We start from the raw sequence: 19,137 nt of genomic DNA on the forward strand, positions 1-19,137 counted from the left end.
TTGGCGACCTTCGTCCTATCAGGATATGTGCATAGCGCCAAGTAGAACGGTTGTATAATCGCAGTGTGTGTTGGTATTTTATCTCGTGGAGGGATGTTTTATGCAACGGATTCGGGTAGTGCTACGCGAAGTGGCGCAACAAAAGGGGTTCAACATCACATCACTGGCCGACGCTGCCAAAGTCAACCCTGAAACGGTTCGCAAACTGTGGCACGATGAATCGAAGCGCATCGACCGCGAGAACCTTGAGAAAATCGCTAATGCGCTCCAAGTTAGCCCGCTAATGCTGCTCTCAGTTGGCGGTAAGGAATGAGAAACAATGAAGGTCGGGGTTACCCGACCTTCATTGTTTCTAGCGGTAGAATATTCAGCAGATTTCATTGACAGCGAGGGGTAGCCATGCTATGATCGCAGTATACAAAAAATTTGCTCCATTATATGCGAAAGTCGGCTCCATGCCGTGCGCTCGGTAAACGAGCCTAGCTATAATGGAGTAATTTTATTTAACTCAAAATTATTTTTTCGATCATAAAATTTTTCACGTTCTCTTGCTTTTGTATCGTATAAATCGAAAATGAGACTAATTTTTGAACGCACAATATCAATATAACGAATTTCACGATAGATAAATGCTCGCTGAACTGCCCAATTCATATAATCAATAATTGATAAACAAGGCTCAGCACTAGGAGTTTGCGCATAAATCTGGCGTTGATTATCTATTGTACGATTATTTTTTTGCTCAAACTTGGCTACTGCTTGATTGATTGCTTCATCAAGTCGTTCTTGGCGAGTACTGGAACCACGTTGTGAAAAATAAATATGATTTGTGTGATGCAGATGTAAATTATTTTGAAATAATAGGCTCACTAGGTGATGATAAAACTCGCCTTCCTTCGCTTGAAAGTTATTCCGAAAAACTTTTTCTACTTTTCGCGCAACCACAAATTGCGCACTAAAATCCATCGTGGCAAGTTCTTCAAAGAAACTGTCACGAATCTTGGCAACATCATTCTTTGCATGAAAAGCCTTCTTCGTTTTAGCTAATGATGGAATTTGTTGGTATTCAGGATTATTCACAACAGATTGATGAAATTGCCAAACCTGGTTGCGTAAAAGTGAAGGATTATTGGTTTTAATAAAGCCAAGCAGTAATATTTTAGAGCATCCCTGTTCGCCAACAATCAAGTTGCCACGTTTATCATAAAACGTTGGATCACCAGATTCATCCACGAAAAAATAACAATCATTTGGCTTCATGCCGGCCACCCTAGCTAGTTTGATCGTTCAATATCATACCTAAAATTGAGGGCTGAACAAACTATAGGATTAACCCATAGTCATTCAGCCCTCAACAGATTCAGGCATCCAACTCGTTTACAAGAAATCGATTTCGCAGGCACCTGACATACAGGCCAATTCTTGGGCTGCCGTGGTCAAATCTTCTTCTTCGTAGCGATAGACTTTCGAGAAGTCGATTGGCGGGAATTCTGCCGCCAGTTTTTCGTATTCTTCGCGGCCAATCTCCACATACGGCATTTGGGCATAATTGGCATCAAACGATGGCAAGAAGGCCATCCCTCCAATTACCTCGCGGTTTTCCCAAATCCACTTCATGACTTCCATTACTTCATCGGGCTTGTAGGTAATCGTCACCGATGGATTGTGCTCAGTCCAATTGAGTTTGTTTTGCAACCAATAGTTACATTGCTCAATCGCCCCACGGCTGTTACGCGTGATGGCATTTTCGGGCGCTTTGACTGGGAAGTGCACCACCCAGGTCGTGGCATCATCACGGGTTTGGCCATTTTCAGGGTCCATTGGCACGCCAGCATCACGCAACACTTTGTAAATTGGTGAGTGGGTGCTGACCCGCACGTTGCGAATGTAATAGGGTGCCCAGCGTGAGTGCAAACCTGAAGCACAATCGAGCAGTTGGCTGCTGTTGCCACTTGGCTTGACACAGGTGATCGATACCGATTGATTGATGCCCAACTTTTCGGCATACTCGCGGTTGACTTCGACCGCAATTTCTAGCAAACGGCGCTGAACTTCGGGATCTTGCGCGACTTTGCTATCCATTTGGCCAGTGATGTCTACGCCGAGCAAGCGTTCTTCTTGGCAGTTTTCCGACCACTGAGGCCGCAAGCCTGGGAAGTGGGTCGCCATCGATTGAATCGTACCGATAATCGTAGCAACCTCGACTTTTTCGCGCAATGTTTCAAAGGTATCGTCGGCGCGGGCGACCGCTGCCGTCAAATTACAAAACTGGTAGGGCCGCAGAATAATTTCGCCACCAAAACTGTTACCTGCTCTTGCGAGCCGCCACAACCATTTCTGTTGTGGTCTGCACCTTCAATCGGTTATACGTGCAGTTCAGAGTGCGTCACCAACTCGACTGAGTTGCCCCTTGTCACTCGTTCGCGGCTTCCCTTGCGGGCGATCCGACGACGTTACCTACTTCTAGGCTTCCATCGTTATTCAGGGTTTTCCTAGGTTGTCACCAACTTAGGCCGCTAGGCTCAACGGATTCGTGCCAAATTCGGCGGGCTTACGACGGCTTGGGCGCATATCGATCGCGCTTTGGCGATTGAAGATGCCAGGTTCGCCGCGACCAGACTTAACCATCGCCAAGACTTGCTCGATAATTTCGAGTTGGGTCAAGCCACTTGCTGGCCAAACTGCCGAGTTGTTGGCGTTCCAGCGTTGGCTATTTTCGCGGTCGAAATCACCATCTTTGGCGGTCAGCATATCGTGATCATCATAATCGAACAGACTGATCATTGCTGTGCGACGCACGCCACCACTGACCGCTGCATTGCCAACCGAGCACATAATGTCGTGGGCATCGATTGAGCGCAGGAATGAACCTTGGCGAGCCAAAACCCGTGAGCGAGCAAAATCGAGCATTTGACGGAACGGCTCAGGCCCAGAGGCACGACCACCTTTGATCCGCAAGGGAGCGCCAGCAGGCCGTAATTGCGAAAGATCAAAGGTTACATCATTGCCAGCGAACCAGGTTTCTAAGCCAAAGCGCAGTGCTTCAGCCCAGCCCTCAGCCGAATCTTCGACCACATATTGGCTAGCTGGTGCGCCAGATTGACGCTTGACCCGTGGGAATTGCTCAATGTATTTATGTTCGACTGAGAAGCCCACGCCACAACCGCTCATCGAAATAATCAGCGCCTCAACAAACGAGTCGATGCTATCGACTGGTAAATACGAGCAGTTATAAATGGCAATATTGTTGCGGCGAGCAGCTGGTCCAGCCATCGCCAACAAACGCATCGAAGGCATCGCCCGCATTTCGAGAATAGCTTGGCGCACGCGGTTGTAATCGGCATCGTCAAGTTTATTGTCAGAAATTTCGCGCAAGAAATTGACCGAGCGATCGACTGTTTCGATCCAAGTTTCGCGGCGACCTAAATCGTAATCGAAGCGCGAGTATTTATCAAAAAATTGAAATTTTTGCAACGGCGAGGGGAAATATTGATCCGATTCGGCAAACGCATGGCGAATCGCTTCGGGAACAGGGCGTTGCTCACGCTTTTTGGCATGCTCGGCGCGATAGAGAATATAGCTCTTGGCGGCTTCGAACTCGCCAGCAGCTTGCAACATCACCTCAACCGTATCTTGCACGGCCTCGACGGTTGGGGTCGTGGTATATTTGGCAGCCAAAATATTGACCACGCGCTGGGCCAATTCGGCAACGGTGGTATGCGGTTGACGGCCTAAACCAGCAAAACAGCGGGTCAAAGCGCGTTCAATCCGGGCCACATCAAACGTCACCTCACGACCATCACGCTTGATGATTGTGGTTGGCGGCGCTACTTGGCGGTCATCGAGCGAGGTCAACGTGACCTGTTCCGTCATAACCAAGTCCTTTCAAACATCCAAAATAAAGACAACAAAAAATTAAGGGTGCAATCAAAATGTGATTGTTCCCATTGTTGGAGTAAGTATTGCTTGGTTGCGTGTGCATTTAACGCAGAGGCGCAGAGCAATCGATTTAATTTGGTTGCATTGGGGCAACCATGAATACCTAGAGAGTGAGCCTTCCCATTAAAAAACAGCAAGTAGAGAGTGCTGGCTCTTACTTACTGTACAAACTCAAAAAAACTGCGTTACATGCCGTAACGCCACTGTAAATCTACTCTGTAACCTGTGCTTAGTTGAAAGCAATGAAGTGTTGTGCAATCCAATATATAGTATGTCTTTTTAGCTGTCAACACTAGATGTAGTGTTTTTTATGGTAAAGTGTGCTAAAAAACGAGGTCTCATCGTTGGCTATTTAGCAGATTATAACGGTGCAAAACTTGCTTATCCACAAAGTATAAACAGGCCCGCAAACCGATTTTAACCAAGATGAGAGAATCCTAAATTGGACAAAATCACCCCTAAGGGTGAAACCATTCGTGGGATTTGAACTATCATCATTTAAATGTAATGTACCAACGCGAGGGTTTGGCTCTATAATAGGCCTAGCGATTTTAGACAAGGTATGTTTATGGCGCAAGCAAACCAGCCCAAACCAACAATTGCTTGGAGTTTGATCGGCGGACTGGCGCTAGGTCCAATTCTGCTGATCATTCTGCGGCTGTTTCCTGCGCTCGATCTGCGGATTCAATCGCCAGCTGGCCATTTTTGGATTGTTACCAGTGCCTTGCTGGTTGGTCTTTTGATGATTGGCCTAGTAATTCGGGCAGCCTTGGTGCGACGCGATGGCCGAGCGCTAATGCTTGGTTTTGGCTTTTTGGCCATGTCGCTGATGTTTCTAATTCATGCGATCGCCACGCCAGGCGTGATGTTTGAAAATACCTCGGTCGCAACCCAGTGGTCAACTCCGTTGGCGCTGTTGGTGGCGGCCATTATTTTTGCCTTGAGCATGAGCCAGCGGCTTGCCGAGGGTTTGATTCGCTGGTGGGGGCGTTGGTTGGCGCTTGGCAGCAGCCTGTGGTTGGCCTATGCTGGATTGATGCTGATCTACATTCCCAATACCGTGATGCCAGCAATTCAAGCTCCAACCACCCAAGCTGGTCAGGTCAGTCAACATGGCTACGACGAATATGGCGATGCGTATGGGTATGGCGATGAAGCTGATCCTACACCAGCCGCAACCACCCAGCCAACCCAAAGCAGCCAAGCAACTTACGATGAGTATGGCGATAAATATGATTATGGTTATGGCGACGACGAAAGTGCTGCCGCGCCACTGGGCACACCGCAACCAACCAGCGCCGCCAGCCCACATTCCCTGCATAGCCAAATGCGTAGTTTGGCCCCAACAATCTTTCCGTTTGTGGTTTGGCTCACCGTAGCGCTCTTCGGCTGGACGGCATGGTTTTATGGTAAGCAATGGCGAGAAACTCCAACCCTGCCACTAGCAACCTTTGTAATTGCGGCGATTCTCTTGGCAGAAACGGCCTTGGCTGCGTTGTATGGCGAGCTTTGGCAGCTTTCGTTTTGGAGCTATCACGTCTTGTTGTTGGCGGCAATTGGTACAATTACCTATGGCGTAATTCGCGGGGTTGAACGAACTGGCTCGTTGACCAGCGCGGTTGAGGGTTTGTTGCTCAATAGCACCTTGCAACGCCAACAAGCGGGCTTTCAAAATGCCATGAGCCAATTGTTGAATGCGTTTGAGGCAGGCGACCGCACAGCGAGCCAACATTTACGCCGTGAGCTGAGCCAACGCTTTGCCCTCGCCGAAGATCAGCTTGATCTATTACAACATGCCGTGGGCTTGGTCGAGCAAGATCGCGAGCAAGGCCGCCGTTTGCAAGCCTTGGTCGATATTAGCCATACGGTAACGCTTGAACTCGAAGCCGATGCCTTGATTAGTCGGGTTATCGCCAGTTTAGCGAATATGTTGCAGCCAGCCTTGGCCGCAGTTGGCTTGCTTGAGGCTGAGCAGTTACAAATTCAGGCGCAACATTATTTGATCAAAGGCGAACCATCGCATCAAAGCCTGAGCCTGCCGCTTAGCGCCTTTCCGATGGAATGGCTGACCGTCACCGATTTGCCCTATATCAGCGCTCTAACTGGCCCACTCAAGCCTTTAGCAGTCAATCTACAACCAGCCTACCTGATTCCATTGCAACATCATACTCAGTTGATTGGGATTTTATTTCTGCAATTGAATGCCGATCAAGCTATCGATGCCCGCAGTGAGGGCGTGTTGCAATCGGTTGCGGCCCATCTCGCCACAGGTATCACCAACAGTCGCTTGTATAGTGCCCTGCAAACTGAGCATCAACAATTACAACGCAGCGAGCAACTGCGCGAACAGATGAACCAGATGGTTGTGCACGATCTCAAAAATCCGCTGACTGTGATTATTAATTATCTTGATTTGTTGCGTCGCCAAGCACTGCCAGAGAGCCAACGCGAATTGGTCGAGGGTGCTCGGCGTTCATCACGCACGTTGGTGGGCTTGGTTTCCGATTTGTTGGATACAGCGCGGTTGCAAGAAGGCCATATGAGCATCAACCGTGAGCATGTGCCAATCGCTCCGCTCTTGCATAATGTGGCCAATGAGTTGCGTTCATGGGCTGAGCAAGAGGCCAAAATTATCTCGATTCAGGCCGACCCTGAGTTGTATGCAACGATCGATGGCGATTTGATGCGGCGGGTACTGAGCAATTTACTATCAAACGCAATCAAACACACGCCAATCCAAACTGAAATTAAATTAATTGCCTACCAAGCCGATAGCCAAATTAGCTTCCAAGTGGCCGATAATGGCCCAGGCATCCCCGAAGCGTTGCAAGCATCGTTATTTGATCGCTTTACGATTTTGAATGAGCAGAATCATACCCGCCAACGCAGTACAGGCTTGGGCTTGTATTTTTGCAAATTAGCGGTTGAAGCTCACGAAGGGGAAATTGGCGTGGTCAGTAATCCAACAGCAGGCACAATTTTTACGATCACCATGCCACATCATAATTAAGCGCCAGCAACTTTGAGCGCCACCAGGGTAATATCGTCGTGCTGGGGGTGCTCGCCGATAAATTGATTAATTTCGTTGATCACCAAATTCACCCATTCAGCGCTGGTCAGGCTATGGTCTTGTTCGCGCAGCAAGGTCTCAAAGCGATCGAAACCCCACATCTCGCCGCTGGTATTCTTCGATTCAACCACGCCATCGGTGTAAAACAGCACCATATCGTTGGGTTCAAGCTGATAGCTGGCCGTTTCATAGGGTGTATTGGCCATAATGCCCAGCGGAAAGTGTGGGCCAGGCGCGGTTGCATATTCCAAATCGCCATTGGCGCGGCGAATAATTGGGTCAAGTTGGCCAGCATTCGCCAAGGCCAAACTATGCTCAACCGTATCAAAGGTCGCATAGGCCAAGGCCACAAAGGTATGGCGTGGAATATCCATGGTTACCCAGCGATTGGTTTCCTGCATCACAATTTGCGGTATCTCGTGATCCCACGCTTCCGAGCGCACGACCGACCGCGCCACCGCCATCAACATTGCCCCAGGAATGCTCTTGCCCGACGCATCGCCGACCATCAAAGCCCAGCGACCATCACGCAACTCGGTTACCTCGTAGAAATCGCCACCAGTTTCGCGGGCTGGCAAACACAAGGCCGCCAACTCCACGCCTTGGGCTACAGGCAGGCTGCGCGGGAACAAGTTGCTCTGAATTTGGCGGGCAATTTCTAATTCTTGTTCAACCCGCGTAACTGATTCTTGGTAGAGCCGCGCATGCTCAAGCGCTGTTGCTGCTTGGTTGGCGAAGGTCATCGCCAAATCGGTATCGCTTTGAGTAAAGGCGTTGGGTTGTAACGAATTAATATTCAGCACGCCCAACACCACACCCTTGCTGATCAAGGGCACGCCAATCCACGAACGCACCACACTTGGCATCGGCGAGCGCGTCCATTGCGGATCGCTGATGGTATCGGGAACCACCAACGGCTGACCGCTCAACATCACCCGTCCTGCACCACTAGTCTGATCAAGCGGGAAGGTCAATTCACGCCATTCGACCGCTAACTGCTCATCTTGGGCTTGGCGTGCGACAATTCGCAGCAAATTATTCGATGGGAGCATGACCGAGGTTGAGTCGAAGGTAATTACTTTGCGCAATTCACGCAAAATCAAATCGAGCACTTCATCGGGATTGAAGGTGGTGTTGAGCACACGGGCAATTTCGCGCATGGTTTCGGCAGTGCGGTGAGCAGTTTGTTCGGCGGCATACAAGCGGGCATTGCGCACACTCAGCGCCAGCTGACGACCCACATTAAACAAAAATTGTTCATCGCTCGAACCAAAGGCTGCTGGTCGCGTTGCCCGCACTGCCAGCACGCCCAACGGCTGATCCGAGGCGATCAGCGGGACACTCAGCCACGAGTGCATAAACCCAGAGTTGGTCGGAATCGGCGGCTCCTGCAAATCGGGATAAAGCGCCCAATCGCGATAAATATCGTTCATGCGCAGCGGCTTGACATGCAGATAGGTCCAGCGCGTCAGCGAGCCTTCGGGCAAAGGATGGCCAATCACTGCCGTTTCAACTTCCTTGCCTTCTTCTAAAACCACCGCCGTTTCAACCCGATCAGCGTTGCCAATCACTACTTGGAAGGCATCGGCATTCAGAAAACTGCGCAACACCAAATCCATCGAGCGCAGCATTTCATATAAATCAAGGGTCGACGTGACCAATTGGGTGATGCCTTGTTGGGCATCAAGCTCAGCCAACTGGCGTTCACGTTGGGCAAATGAACGGGCATTTTGAATTGCCAAACCCAATTGATGCGCCACTTGCAGCATAAATTGCTCATCGCTCTCGCTGAAATGGCTGGCATTCATCGATTGCGTGGTGATCGCGCCCAAAACCTCGCCACGGTGGTTGATCAAGGGTGTGCCAAGCCACGACAAGGCCACTTCATCATTGACCTGCACCGTTTTCAACTCGGGATACAGTTTGGGAATATCGGTAATTGTATTGTTAAAACGCAGCGCTTTAGCATTGCGCAAAATCCAAGCTGTCGGCGTATTTTGCGGCAACGATGTGCCGATCATCGAGCCATAATCAAGCAACTCACCACGTTCAACCACGCATAAATCTTCAATGACATAGGTTTGGGGGTTGTTTAATAAGATATAAAAGCCATCGATTTTGAGAAACGAAGTCAATAATGGGTTCAAACCACGGAACATCTCGTGAATTTCCATAGTGCGATTGAGCAATTCGCCAACTAATTTCAAGGTATTGAGTTCGGCCAATTGGCGTTCGCGTTGGGCAAACAGCCGCGCATTTTGAATCGCCAAGGTCAGTTGTTGGCCGACTTGGGCCATAAATTGCTCATCGCGATTGCTAAACACATTGGCTTGAAAACTTTGAATTGCAATTAACCCAATCACATTGGCAGTTTGATCATTGAGCGGCACGCCCAGCCAAGCCTTCGTCCGATCCGACGAAATGCGCACTTCGTTATCTTCAGGAGCAACTTCAGTCGAGGTTTCATTTGAAATATCGCCAAAACGCAACGGTTTGCGGGTGTGCAGCACTTCCCAAGTTGGCGTGTGCTCAGGCGGAATCAGGCCGATCATCCAACGAAAATCACCCTCACCCTCACGATTCAAGGCATAAACTGCTTCGACCATGTGGCTTTGGGGATGATTGAGCATCACAAAAAAGCCATCGATATGCAAAAATTCAGTTAGCACAGCATCGATTGCCCGCAGCATGGCCTCAATTTCGAGGGTTGAGCTGAGCAAACTGCTGATCCGTTGCAAGGCATTCAGTTCAGCCAATTGACGTTCGCGCTGCTGATACAACTGCACATTCAACACATGCAAGCTAACTTGGCTGGCGACCGATTGCATAAAAAAGCGATCGCGATCACTGAACGCATACGGGCGATAATTTTGAATCGCGATCACGCCCAAGGGACGGCGATTGGCATCGAGCATTGGCACGCCTAGCCAACTTTCCGAGGGCGAGCCTTTGACTGTGCGCCGAATAATCGTTGGATAATGGCGAATATCGCGTGAAACATGGCGCAAAAACAATGGTTCACATTTGCTCAGCACCCAATCAGTAAACGAACCTTTGCGCGGCATCGACTCTTCGCTCAGATACGTCGCCTCATTCTCGTCCTCAATTGCAATACTATCAGTCAATAATTGGCGTTCAGGGTCGTAAATTGCCATATAAAACACATCGACTGGCAAGAACGAGCGAATTGCATCATTTAACTGATGCAGCAAAGTTGAGAGATTGAGTGCCCGAACCGTTGCCGTACTGATCGCGCTCAAGGCCTCTAGCTCAGCAATTTGGCGACGTTGTTGAGCCAAAATATTGCCATGCTCCAAGGCCAAAGCCAATTGATTGCTGACCACTTGCAACAACTCAACTTCTTCAGTTTTGAAGGCGCGTTGCTCAGTTTGGCCAACCATCAAGACACCGATCACGGTTTCATGGCGGCGCAAAGGGATGGCGAGGGTTGTGCCGAGATGGCTGAGTTGAGCCATTTGCCAATATTTGGAGTGGGTATGATTATCGACAATCGCCGAATTGCTACTGATTGCAATCCCAAAAATTGAATCAAGCGGCGCGAACGATTCAGGCAGGCTGCCATTTTGCATGCCACGCTGAACAATTGGCTGAAGTTCGCTCCCGCTCAACGAACACACCACGCCAGCATTGAGATGCATCAACTCCAGCATAAAATCGAGTGCCAGGCCAAACATCTCAGTCAATGGCAATTGCTGAGTCAACATCGCCGCAATATCGCTAATCACAAATAGATCGGCGTTACGCAGCTCGATTTGACGTTCCAACGAGCTAGTTAATTCAGCCTGACGATGCGAGAGCAGGGCATTTTCCAGCGCCACCGCCATCGAATTAGCAATCCGTGTCAGCAGATCAAGATCTGTCTCATCGAATGCGCCGACGGTGTAACTTTGCAATGAAATCACGCCCAAAGCCGATGTACCAATAACTAATGGTACGCCCATCCAGCCACGCGAAAGCTTATCGCTGCCAAATTGCAAAAGGCGGGGTAAGCCAATCGTCTCACGTTCAATCGCCAAATCACGAAAGAGCAAGGGCTGGCGTTGGCGAATCAGATAGCCAGTCAGCGGGCCGATTGGATCATGTTCGCTAAATTCAATAACGCCCTCATCGGCCAACATCGCGATGCGATACGCGCTATCGTCGTATTGGTCGGAGAGGGCGATAAAACAGGCATCAAAATTCCAAACTGTCTGCAATTCTTGATAAATGGTGCGCAACAACTCGAACGAATCCTGCTGCCCACGACAAGCTAGCCCAATGCGATAGAGCGCATCGAGAGCACGTTGGGTTTGATGGCGTTCAGCCTCAAGGGCTTCTACCCGATTTTTCAGCGTGGGTTTACGAGTACGTTGGGTCATAGTGGAACCGCAGCAGTTTTATCAGCGCAAACATAGCACAAAATAGCATGCAGATCAACCGATGCCAATAGCAAAGCTAGTACCAATAGCCTAATCTGCTTGGGGGCACATGGGCTAACTCCATGGTTAACCATTGCTGATCGTAGGCTCAGCCTTTGGATTACCACCACGAGCACGCCGTGCCGCCAACAAATCCGCTACGTGTTCAGGAGCCAAGGGTTGCAAGCGACCCATGCTCAAGGCGGTCGAAATAATTGTAGCGGCTTGTTCGACCTGCTCAGTCCGATGAAAAGCTTTGGTCAGGCTAGTAGCAACGGTCAACGAACCATGGTGGTCTAACACCACCGCATCGTGATCACAAATAAACGGCTTGATTGCCTCGCCTAGCGCTGCCGTACCAGTGCGAGCATAGGGCACAGTGGGAATTTTGCCCAAGGTCAGAATAATATCCTCTAAAAGTGGCTGGGTCAGCTCGATACCAGCAATACTACAGGCTATCGTTCGTGGTGGATGCGCATGGACACAAGCGCGAACATCGGGGCGCACCGCATAGACCGCCAAGTGCATCAACAATTCACTCGAAGGTAAGGGGGTCTGTGGGTCGAGCGGGACTCCCTGACGATCAACGATAATTAAATCGTCGGGCTGAAGCAGACCTTTGCAATAGCCCGTGGGCGTGGTCAAAATACGTTGCTCATCGAGCAATAGCGAAAAATTGCCGCTATATGAAGGAGTCCAGCCGCGTTCATAGAGCCAGCGGCCAATTTGCACCATCTCATGGCGAGCTTGTAACTCGTAGTCAGAATTCATGTGAAAAATCCCCCCAAAGGTGGACTAAAACGGCCTATATCCCCTGATATAACACCTAAAAGCTCACCCGTACTAGCAAAAAAATAGGAAAACATAACTAATAAATGGCTAAAATTCAGTTCAGGAAATGCTGCAAGAACGCGTATAATGGCAATGTTCAGGCTCTCACCCCCATTGCAACTGAAAGGCACCCTATGTATCGTTTTGAACGACATGCACCATTTGACCTGACTGTGTATGCTGATCCTGGTCAAGATCGGAGTGGCCCGCCATTAACGCAAGGTGGTATTTTCTTATTAATTTCAACAACCGCCTCCGAACATTGTACGCCCACGATGCTTGATGTCTTAGACGAAGTTGATCCAGAGGCATGGTATCATGGCCAACTATTAGAAACCATGCTCAATACCTTCGAAGACCAAGACCAAGCCTTGGTAATTGATATCGGCAAAAACATCTATTATTCGATGGAAGCCCAATTTCGGGCAGTTGGCATGCAAAAGCCCGAAGATGTGATTACAACCATTCCAATGATCTGGCTCTACGCTACGCGTGGCGATGGTGGCGAATGGCGCAGTCGCATGACTGGCGACAAAACCGCAATCATTGAAATGGAACAACCCTACAATTGTATGTTTGAACAAGGGGCAATGCAAGGAGCGCTGGAGTGCTTCGATGCCCGCGATGTTCAAATGAACCATTCTAAGTGTATCCGCAATGGCGATGCCTTCTGCGAATTACATGTTTCTTGGAAATAAACCCTATGGATCAACCAGAGCGCCCAGAGCAACCAACGCCTCCAGCATCGACCAACCAATCACGACTTTCACGTGAAGATCGGGCGCTAATTCGCACGATTGGCAGTACGTTGCGTAAAGTTATTCAAGGCGAGGCTGCTGAACACCTTGTGCTTGATCGTCGCGATGAACTCGGAATTTTGGCCAATATGGTCAATCGGGTCAGCAAAGAGCTTGCGCTCTCCCGCGAACAGGATCAAAAACACCTAGCAGAGCTTGAGGCTCGGCTAGCCGAGTTGAAGGCAGCCCGCGAAACCGAAGAACGGCTGCTGTATACGATTGATGAAATTTCAACCCCAATTCTTAATATTTTTACCAACGTGGTGTTGATGCCATTGATCGGTGCAATCGATAGCAACCGCGCTCAACGCATGATTGCGCTCTTGTTGGAGCACGTCGTGCGCACGCGAGCAAGTGTCGTGATTTTGGATATTACGGCGGTTTCATTAATTGATACCCAAGTGGCCAATGTGCTGATTCGGGCAGCGCAATCGTGTAATTTACTTGGTGCTGGCGTTATTTTATGTGGCATGACCCCTGATGTTGCCCAAGTTGTCGTAAGCCTTGGGATTGATCTTTCGATTTTTCAAACCACCAGCGATTTACAAGAAGCACTCTCGACAGCCCTGCGTACCCTCAAGTACCGTATTCAGCCTATGTAAAGCATAGACTATTGGCCTATTGAGCCTAGTACTGACATCTAATACAGTATATGCAGTCAGGACAGATGCAAAAGCTGACTCGCAGATTCACACTTGACACCTCATTCCAGCCCTACGTCATAGCTAATAGGTGGTGAATTTGCGGTCAGTCTTTTTTAACCGAAAACGAGGGACGTTATGACGCAACTTAGCCGCCGTACATTCTTGAAAAGTCTCGTTGCAGGTGCTGTGGTAGTTGGTTTTGACCGTGCTACTAGTTCGTGGGTCACTTCAGCCCACGCCGCCGAGCAACTCGCGCCAAATTTCCCAACGTTCGATGGTGTGCTCTACACCGATGCCGCCACCCGGGCCGAAGCAGCCGATGATTATGGTCATATTATTCACCGTACTCCCAATGCTGTGCTCAAACCTGGCTCAGTCAATGATATTGTGCGCCTCGTTCGCTTTGCCAAAAATAACAATATTAAAATCTCAGGTCGTGGTCAAGGTCACTCCACTTATGGTCAGCCCCAAATTCAAGGTGGGGTGGTGATCGATATGAGTACCATGAACACGATTCATGAAATTGGCCGCGATTATGTCATTGCTGATGCTGGCTTGAAATGGCATCAACTGCTTGATAGCACCTTGGCCGAAGGCCTAACCCCACCCGTAATGACCGATTATATTGAGCTATCAATCGGTGGCACATTAAGCGTCGGCGGGATTGGCGGAGCCAGCCATCAACATGGCGTGCAAATCGACAACGTAATTGAATTGACAGTCGTCACCGGCGAAGGTAACTTAGAAACCTGTTCAAAAAACCGCAACAAAGATTTATTTGAATCGGTGCTTGGTGGCTTGGGCCAATTTGCTATTATCGTGCGAGCTAAGCTCAAATTGATTCGCGCCGAAACCCATGCCCGTGTGTTCAACTTGTTCTACGACGATATCGAAACCTTTACTGGCGATCAAACCCGCTTGATTCGCGATGGTCGTTTCGATTATGTTGAAGGCCAAGTTGTGCCCAAGGCTGGTGGTGGCTGGAACTTTATGCTCGAAGCAGTAAGCTATTATTCAGGCAATAAGTTGCCCAATAACACCCGCTTGTTGCGCAATTTGAGCTACAACCAAGGCACTGAAGTTATCTCAGATACGACCTATTTCGCTTTCTTGAACCGCTTGGAAGCAACTGAAGCCTTCTTGCGCTCAATTGGCGTTTGGTTCTTGCCACACCCATGGTTCGATGTGTTCGTCAAGAGCCGCCACGTCAACCAATACGTTGGCGATATCTTGGAAACCTTGACCCTCGACGATACTGGCCAAGGCCCAATCTTGCTTTACCCAGTCAAGACCAATAAATTTACCAAGCCATTCTTCCGCGTACCCGATGGCGAAATCGTCTTCTTGTTTGATATTTTGCGCACCGCGCCAAATATTCCCGAAGTGATCAACGCTATGATGGCTAGCAACCGCGAGTTGTTTGAAACCAACCGTGATCTTGGTGGCAACCGCTACGCAATTGGGGCAATCGAATTCAGCCAAGCTGACTGGCAACAACACTTTGGCAATGTCTGGAACGACTTCCGCCGTGCCAAGAACCGCTACGATCCTTGCAATATCCTTGGTGGGGGCCAAGGCATATTCTAAGCCGAAGATCGTGGTTTCCAACGCCTATCGAGCAATTCGATAGGCGTTTTTGTTTGATGATTGATCAACCAAGGGCTATCGGTAGTTAGGTGGAAATACCAACATTTACTCCGATAGCCCATAGCCTACATTACATACTTCGCGCTCTTCGCGTCCTTTGCGGTTAAAAACCAGTCCATGATATCTGGTTGCGCATCCCTCATCCTTACTTCTACGGCTTGTCATAGCGGATACTAGTGCTTTTGGGGGTCAGCAAACCCGACCGTGTACGTGCTTGACATCTGCGCAGGCTATGCTATGCTGTTTAGAACAAATGTACTGAATCGAATAAAAGCGCTATTTGACGAATGGGGAACCGAGTATGCAAGCCAAGCAACAGCTAAAATATGCCTTAGTGGAATACACCACCAACAAAAACTTTTGTAATGTTTACGATGCAATGGGGATCGAGCGGCTTGAATGGGAAGTTGTCAGCTATGATCGGGCACGGCGCGTGCATCTTGATCGGGCTAACGCCTACTTACCAATTTTGCGTTGTAAATTGTTGGTGCACCACACCTTAACTGGCAAGGCCTTTGAGCCTGGTTGGAAGCTTGAAGTATTCGGTGGCTCAGTTCGCGACGATGGGATCGAAAGTCGTTTGTTTAAAGTTGAATGCGATCCTGGCGCTGATCATAAGTTTGCTCGCTTTCCAATTCGCTTATCAATCACGATTGGCCCAGGCAAGCAAACTGCAACTGGCGGCATTGCCCCCGATGGTAAGCCAACCACCCAAATGGCAATGCGCTTTCCTGCCGACGATTGGCTGGGCATTTGCCTTGAAATTCGTGACTTTTTGCAACAGCACCAAGGCCGATTAGAAGCCTATCGCAAATCAACCCAGCGCGAACGGCTTGAAAACCGCCGCAAAGATAGTCCTGCTCACAGCGCTGCCGCTTGAGTATTGATCGATACATGACGAGTTTTTACGTTAAAACGGAGGATTTACTACCATGGCCAAGGATCTCAACAAAGTTCAATTGACTGGGCGTTTAGGTGCCGACCCCGAAATGCGTTTTACACCCCAAGGCACTGCTGTCACCACCTTTCGGGTGGCCTCAAACCGCTCGTGGAAAACTGCTGAAGGCGAACAACGCGAAGACACTGAATGGTTTTCAATCGTCGCTTGGAACAAACTCGCCGAAATTTGTAACCAATATTTAAATAAAGGCACTCGCGTTTATATCGAAGGCCGCTCCCAAACCCGATCATGGGTTGAGGAACAAAGCGGTCAAACTCGCTATAAAACCGAGATTGTGGCCAATGATATGATTATTCTCGATGGTCGGCGCGAGGGCATGGCCTATAACGCCGAGGAGCCAGAAGAAGAATGGGCCAGCCCACCTGAACCAGCTCCAGTTGCCCGACCTGCCGCTGTCCGATCTGCTGCCCCTGCTCGCAGCAACGGCAATGGCAATGGTGGTAGTGCTGCTCCCGCCAAAGCACCAGCTCGTAGCGCCGCGCCAGCCGCAACCCAAACGCGGCCAGCTTCACGCAAGCCAGTCGTAACCGACGAAGACGACTTGCCGTTCTAAATTATTGCTTGGCTCCCGATTGCAACACCACCGTTCCGCACGACGGTGGTGTTTGCTTAAGCTCTATACAATGTGCACAAAGCTATTCACAAATTTAACAATTGAAAGCCAAGGAAGCGCTTGCATGAGTTGCCACACTATGCCATAATTCAGCATCAGATTGTGCAAATTGCTAGAGAGGCGATTTTTAACCAAAATCGTCGCCAAGTTTAGGTATCGACCGTGGCAACTCTATATGAAATTTGGCGCTTGGCCTTACCACCAACAACCAGCCTGCGAGCTGGTGAGGCCAACACCCTTGCAGTGCGGGCAGTTGTGCTGGCACGTCCAACCCAACCAGCGCTCCCCGATCTTGCTGGCTCCGAAGTTGTGCTCGTTAGTACAACCGTCTTGGATTCGTTGCGGCTTTCATTGGCTCGCTTGATTGAGCGCTTGAATGGGACTTCGGTGTTGGCGGTTGGCCTCACCGGAATGGTTGATGAACGAGCAGTTGCGGCGGCCGAAACCGCCAATATTACCTTGTTTGAATTGCCACATAACGCCGATTTGCGCATGGTGCAACGTGAAAGCGAGCGCTTGCTCTCTGATCCCGAGGCTCAATACGAGCGTCGTGCAGCTCAGCTCTACAGTGCTCTAACCACGAATGGCCTGAGTGAAGGACGCACAACGCTTTTACGCATGCTTGAACTCTGGACTGGTCATAGTGTGGTTTTCCCAGCTGATGCGGGCATGCCAACCACCGTACCAGTGCTGCTTGATGGCCATCGCGTGGGGTTTTTGGGCAGCATTGGCAGCCATCCGTGGGATGCAGGGGCGCTCGAGCAAGGCTCAGCCGCATTATCGTTGCTACTCGATAAAGAACGGGCAATCGAAGCCACCGAGGATCGTTTGCGCGGTAGCGTGCTTGAATCGTTGTTAGCAGGCATTCCCTTGGATGTGCCTGGCCAACGGCGGGCAGCCGAGCAAGGTATTTTGCTCGATTCAGCTTATGCCCTAGCTGCTTTACGCCCACAAGATTCCTTGCAGATCGATCGGGTGATGGCGGCAGTGCGCCGAGCCTGCGATCGCTTGCGCTATCCAGCGTTTATTGCTGATCACGATGGAATTATTGTGTTGGCCATGCCGATCGATAGCCTTGATAACCCTGAGCAGCGGTTGCGCGAAGTGCACAGCGCCCTGCATGAAGCCAGCTGGGTGCTTGATGGCGGCTTTGGCATTGCCTCGGAAAATGGTGCCTGGTCAGGAGCTTGGGCCGAGGCGATTGGTGCATTACGCTTAGGCCGCGAATTACTAGGGGCAGGCGTGTTAGCCGGTGGGGCTGAATTAGGCGTTTATCGGCTACTACTGAGTGTGGCAGACTCAGCTCGTGCTAGAATGTTTTATGATCGGACGATTGGCCCATTAGCTGCTCACGATGCCAAACAAGATGGCGACCTGTTGTACACCCTACAAATGTTCTTTGCTTATCTTGGCAACCATAGTCAGGCCGCAGCAGCGCTGCATATTCACCGTAATACCCTCCTCTATCGGCTTGGTCGAATTGAAAATATTACATCGCATCATCTCGACCGCGCACCCGATCGGCTGGCATTACAGTTGGGTTTAGCCCTGCATCGGATCTATCAGAGCCAAAAGCCTGATCTAAAAAAGGCGTAGAATAGAGGACAATCGAAGGAGCAGGCGCTATCGTGGCGATAGCGTCCAACATTGTTGTACTCGACACACGATTGTTCGGAGGATTGTATGCGGCTCTGGCGTAAAACAGTGGTACGGGCAACGCTCTTGTTCAGTGATTCTGGGGTGATGGTTGAAGCCTACGATGAATATATGTTTAGCGAAACTTCGCCGCCCTTGGTTGTCGGCAAATATCGCGAAATTCCTGCGCCGCGTGGTGCTGCGGTCTTTGCGATTCAATTTACCCATGTGATCACCGAAATCTTTCAAACGCTCCAAACGTTTAAACTTCAATACTACTTGCCGCAACAACCTAATTCGTTTTTGGAAGATTATCTGAGCGGCCCAGGAGCTGATGCTGATTTATCGCTGCGGGCAGTCGCAACCGGAGCCGATTCGCTTAATCGTGATCAAAAACGGGTAATTTGTACCTTGTTATCGAAAAGTGACCCGCAAGCATGGGAACGTTCACGCGAGTTTCGGCAACTGTTAGAAAAATAGGTGCTGGATGCCATTTGATTGTGGCAGCCAACGCCCTAGCCAAATTGACAATGACCCAAGATTTCACCATAATGGTGCAAGATTCACTCATTGGACAATGGT

General features: G+C 49.8%; 14 protein-coding genes. 9 read left to right on the forward strand and 5 right to left on the reverse strand.

What is annotated here, in order from left to right; translation table 11 throughout:
- Positions 1-100: 100 nt before the first annotated feature.
- Positions 101-313, forward strand: a complete 213-nt coding sequence (locus tag LCH85_22915; GenBank protein ID MCA0354857.1) for a helix-turn-helix transcriptional regulator — start codon at positions 101-103, stop codon at positions 311-313.
- Between the two features lie 170 nt (positions 314-483).
- Here the strand turns inward: LCH85_22915 and LCH85_22920 are convergent, their stop codons facing one another.
- The 3 genes from LCH85_22920 to LCH85_22930 form a co-directional block, all read right to left on the reverse strand.
- A complete protein-coding gene (locus tag LCH85_22920) occupies positions 484-1,260 on the reverse strand; it encodes a hypothetical protein (GenBank protein ID MCA0354858.1) in 777 nt (258 codons plus the stop codon).
- A gap of 117 nt (positions 1,261-1,377) precedes the next feature.
- The gene (locus LCH85_22925; GenBank protein ID MCA0354859.1) at positions 1,378-2,331 is read right to left on the reverse strand and encodes a hypothetical protein; all 954 of its coding nucleotides are present in this window, start codon (positions 2,329-2,331) and stop codon (positions 1,378-1,380) included.
- Between the two features lie 177 nt (positions 2,332-2,508).
- A complete protein-coding gene (locus LCH85_22930) occupies positions 2,509-3,873 on the reverse strand; it encodes a hypothetical protein (GenBank protein MCA0354860.1) in 1,365 nt (454 codons plus the stop codon).
- A gap of 634 nt (positions 3,874-4,507) precedes the next feature.
- Between LCH85_22930 and LCH85_22935 the strand changes: the two genes are divergently transcribed.
- Entirely contained in the window at positions 4,508-6,949 is a 2,442-nt protein-coding gene (locus LCH85_22935; protein ID MCA0354861.1) for a GAF domain-containing protein, read from the forward strand.
- On the opposite strand, the gene LCH85_22940 is transcribed toward LCH85_22935, so the two are convergent.
- Both LCH85_22940 and LCH85_22945 read right to left on the reverse strand, forming a co-directional pair.
- A complete protein-coding gene (locus LCH85_22940; GenBank protein ID MCA0354862.1) occupies positions 6,946-11,388 on the reverse strand; it encodes a GAF domain-containing protein in 4,443 nt (1,480 codons plus the stop codon). The two genes, LCH85_22935 and LCH85_22940, sit on opposite strands and share 4 nt — an antisense overlap.
- A gap of 126 nt (positions 11,389-11,514) precedes the next feature.
- Positions 11,515-12,198 (reverse strand): class II aldolase/adducin family protein, encoded by a 684-nt coding sequence (locus tag LCH85_22945; protein MCA0354863.1) that lies wholly within the window; start codon positions 12,196-12,198, stop codon positions 11,515-11,517.
- 194 nt (positions 12,199-12,392) lie between these two features.
- Here LCH85_22945 and LCH85_22950 point away from each other — a divergent pair, with 194 nt between their 5' ends.
- From LCH85_22950 to LCH85_22980, 7 genes are all read left to right on the forward strand, one after another.
- Positions 12,393-12,956, forward strand: a complete 564-nt coding sequence (locus LCH85_22950) for a hypothetical protein (GenBank protein MCA0354864.1) — start codon at positions 12,393-12,395, stop codon at positions 12,954-12,956.
- A 5-nt stretch (positions 12,957-12,961) separates the two neighbouring features.
- Positions 12,962-13,657, forward strand: a complete 696-nt coding sequence (locus LCH85_22955; GenBank protein MCA0354865.1) for an STAS domain-containing protein — start codon at positions 12,962-12,964, stop codon at positions 13,655-13,657.
- 177 nt (positions 13,658-13,834) lie between these two features.
- The gene (locus tag LCH85_22960; GenBank protein MCA0354866.1) at positions 13,835-15,286 is read left to right on the forward strand and encodes an FAD-binding protein; all 1,452 of its coding nucleotides are present in this window, start codon (positions 13,835-13,837) and stop codon (positions 15,284-15,286) included.
- 361 nt (positions 15,287-15,647) lie between these two features.
- Positions 15,648-16,226: a hypothetical protein gene (locus LCH85_22965; GenBank protein MCA0354867.1), complete on the forward strand. Its 579-nt coding sequence runs from the start codon at positions 15,648-15,650 to the stop codon at positions 16,224-16,226.
- A 52-nt stretch (positions 16,227-16,278) separates the two neighbouring features.
- On the forward strand, positions 16,279-16,860 hold the full coding sequence (locus LCH85_22970; GenBank protein MCA0354868.1) for a single-stranded DNA-binding protein: 582 nt from the start codon (positions 16,279-16,281) through the stop codon (positions 16,858-16,860).
- A gap of 222 nt (positions 16,861-17,082) precedes the next feature.
- Entirely contained in the window at positions 17,083-18,516 is a 1,434-nt protein-coding gene (locus LCH85_22975; GenBank protein ID MCA0354869.1) for a helix-turn-helix domain-containing protein, read from the forward strand.
- An 87-nt stretch (positions 18,517-18,603) separates the two neighbouring features.
- Positions 18,604-19,035 carry a hypothetical protein gene (locus tag LCH85_22980; protein MCA0354870.1) on the forward strand — a complete coding sequence of 144 codons (432 nt, stop codon included), beginning with the start codon at positions 18,604-18,606 and terminating at the stop codon, positions 19,033-19,035.
- The last annotated feature ends 102 nt before the right edge of the window (positions 19,036-19,137 follow it).

Source organism: Chloroflexota bacterium (assembly GCA_020161265.1).
In the GTDB taxonomy this organism is placed as follows: Bacteria; Chloroflexota; Chloroflexia; order Chloroflexales; family Herpetosiphonaceae; genus Herpetosiphon.

Bases quoted from the DNA above. Each gene is read 5' to 3' on its own strand.
- LCH85_22915 (MCA0354857.1), top strand. From the start codon at position 101: ATGCAACGGATTCGGGTAGTGCTACGCGAAGTGGCGCAACAAAAGGGG.
- LCH85_22920 (MCA0354858.1), bottom strand. From the start codon at position 1,260: ATGAAGCCAAATGATTGTTATTTTTTCGTGGATGAATCTGGTGATCCA.
- LCH85_22930 (MCA0354860.1), bottom strand. From the start codon at position 3,873: ATGACGGAACAGGTCACGTTGACCTCGCTCGATGACCGCCAAGTAGCG.
- LCH85_22935 (MCA0354861.1), top strand. From the start codon at position 4,508: ATGGCGCAAGCAAACCAGCCCAAACCAACAATTGCTTGGAGTTTGATC.
- LCH85_22940 (MCA0354862.1), bottom strand. From the start codon at position 11,388: ATGACCCAACGTACTCGTAAACCCACGCTGAAAAATCGGGTAGAAGCC.
- LCH85_22945 (MCA0354863.1), bottom strand. From the start codon at position 12,198: ATGAATTCTGACTACGAGTTACAAGCTCGCCATGAGATGGTGCAAATT.
- LCH85_22950 (MCA0354864.1), top strand. From the start codon at position 12,393: ATGTATCGTTTTGAACGACATGCACCATTTGACCTGACTGTGTATGCT.
- LCH85_22955 (MCA0354865.1), top strand. From the start codon at position 12,962: ATGGATCAACCAGAGCGCCCAGAGCAACCAACGCCTCCAGCATCGACC.
- LCH85_22960 (MCA0354866.1), top strand. From the start codon at position 13,835: ATGACGCAACTTAGCCGCCGTACATTCTTGAAAAGTCTCGTTGCAGGT.
- LCH85_22965 (MCA0354867.1), top strand. From the start codon at position 15,648: ATGCAAGCCAAGCAACAGCTAAAATATGCCTTAGTGGAATACACCACC.
- LCH85_22970 (MCA0354868.1), top strand. From the start codon at position 16,279: ATGGCCAAGGATCTCAACAAAGTTCAATTGACTGGGCGTTTAGGTGCC.
- LCH85_22980 (MCA0354870.1), top strand. From the start codon at position 18,604: ATGCGGCTCTGGCGTAAAACAGTGGTACGGGCAACGCTCTTGTTCAGT.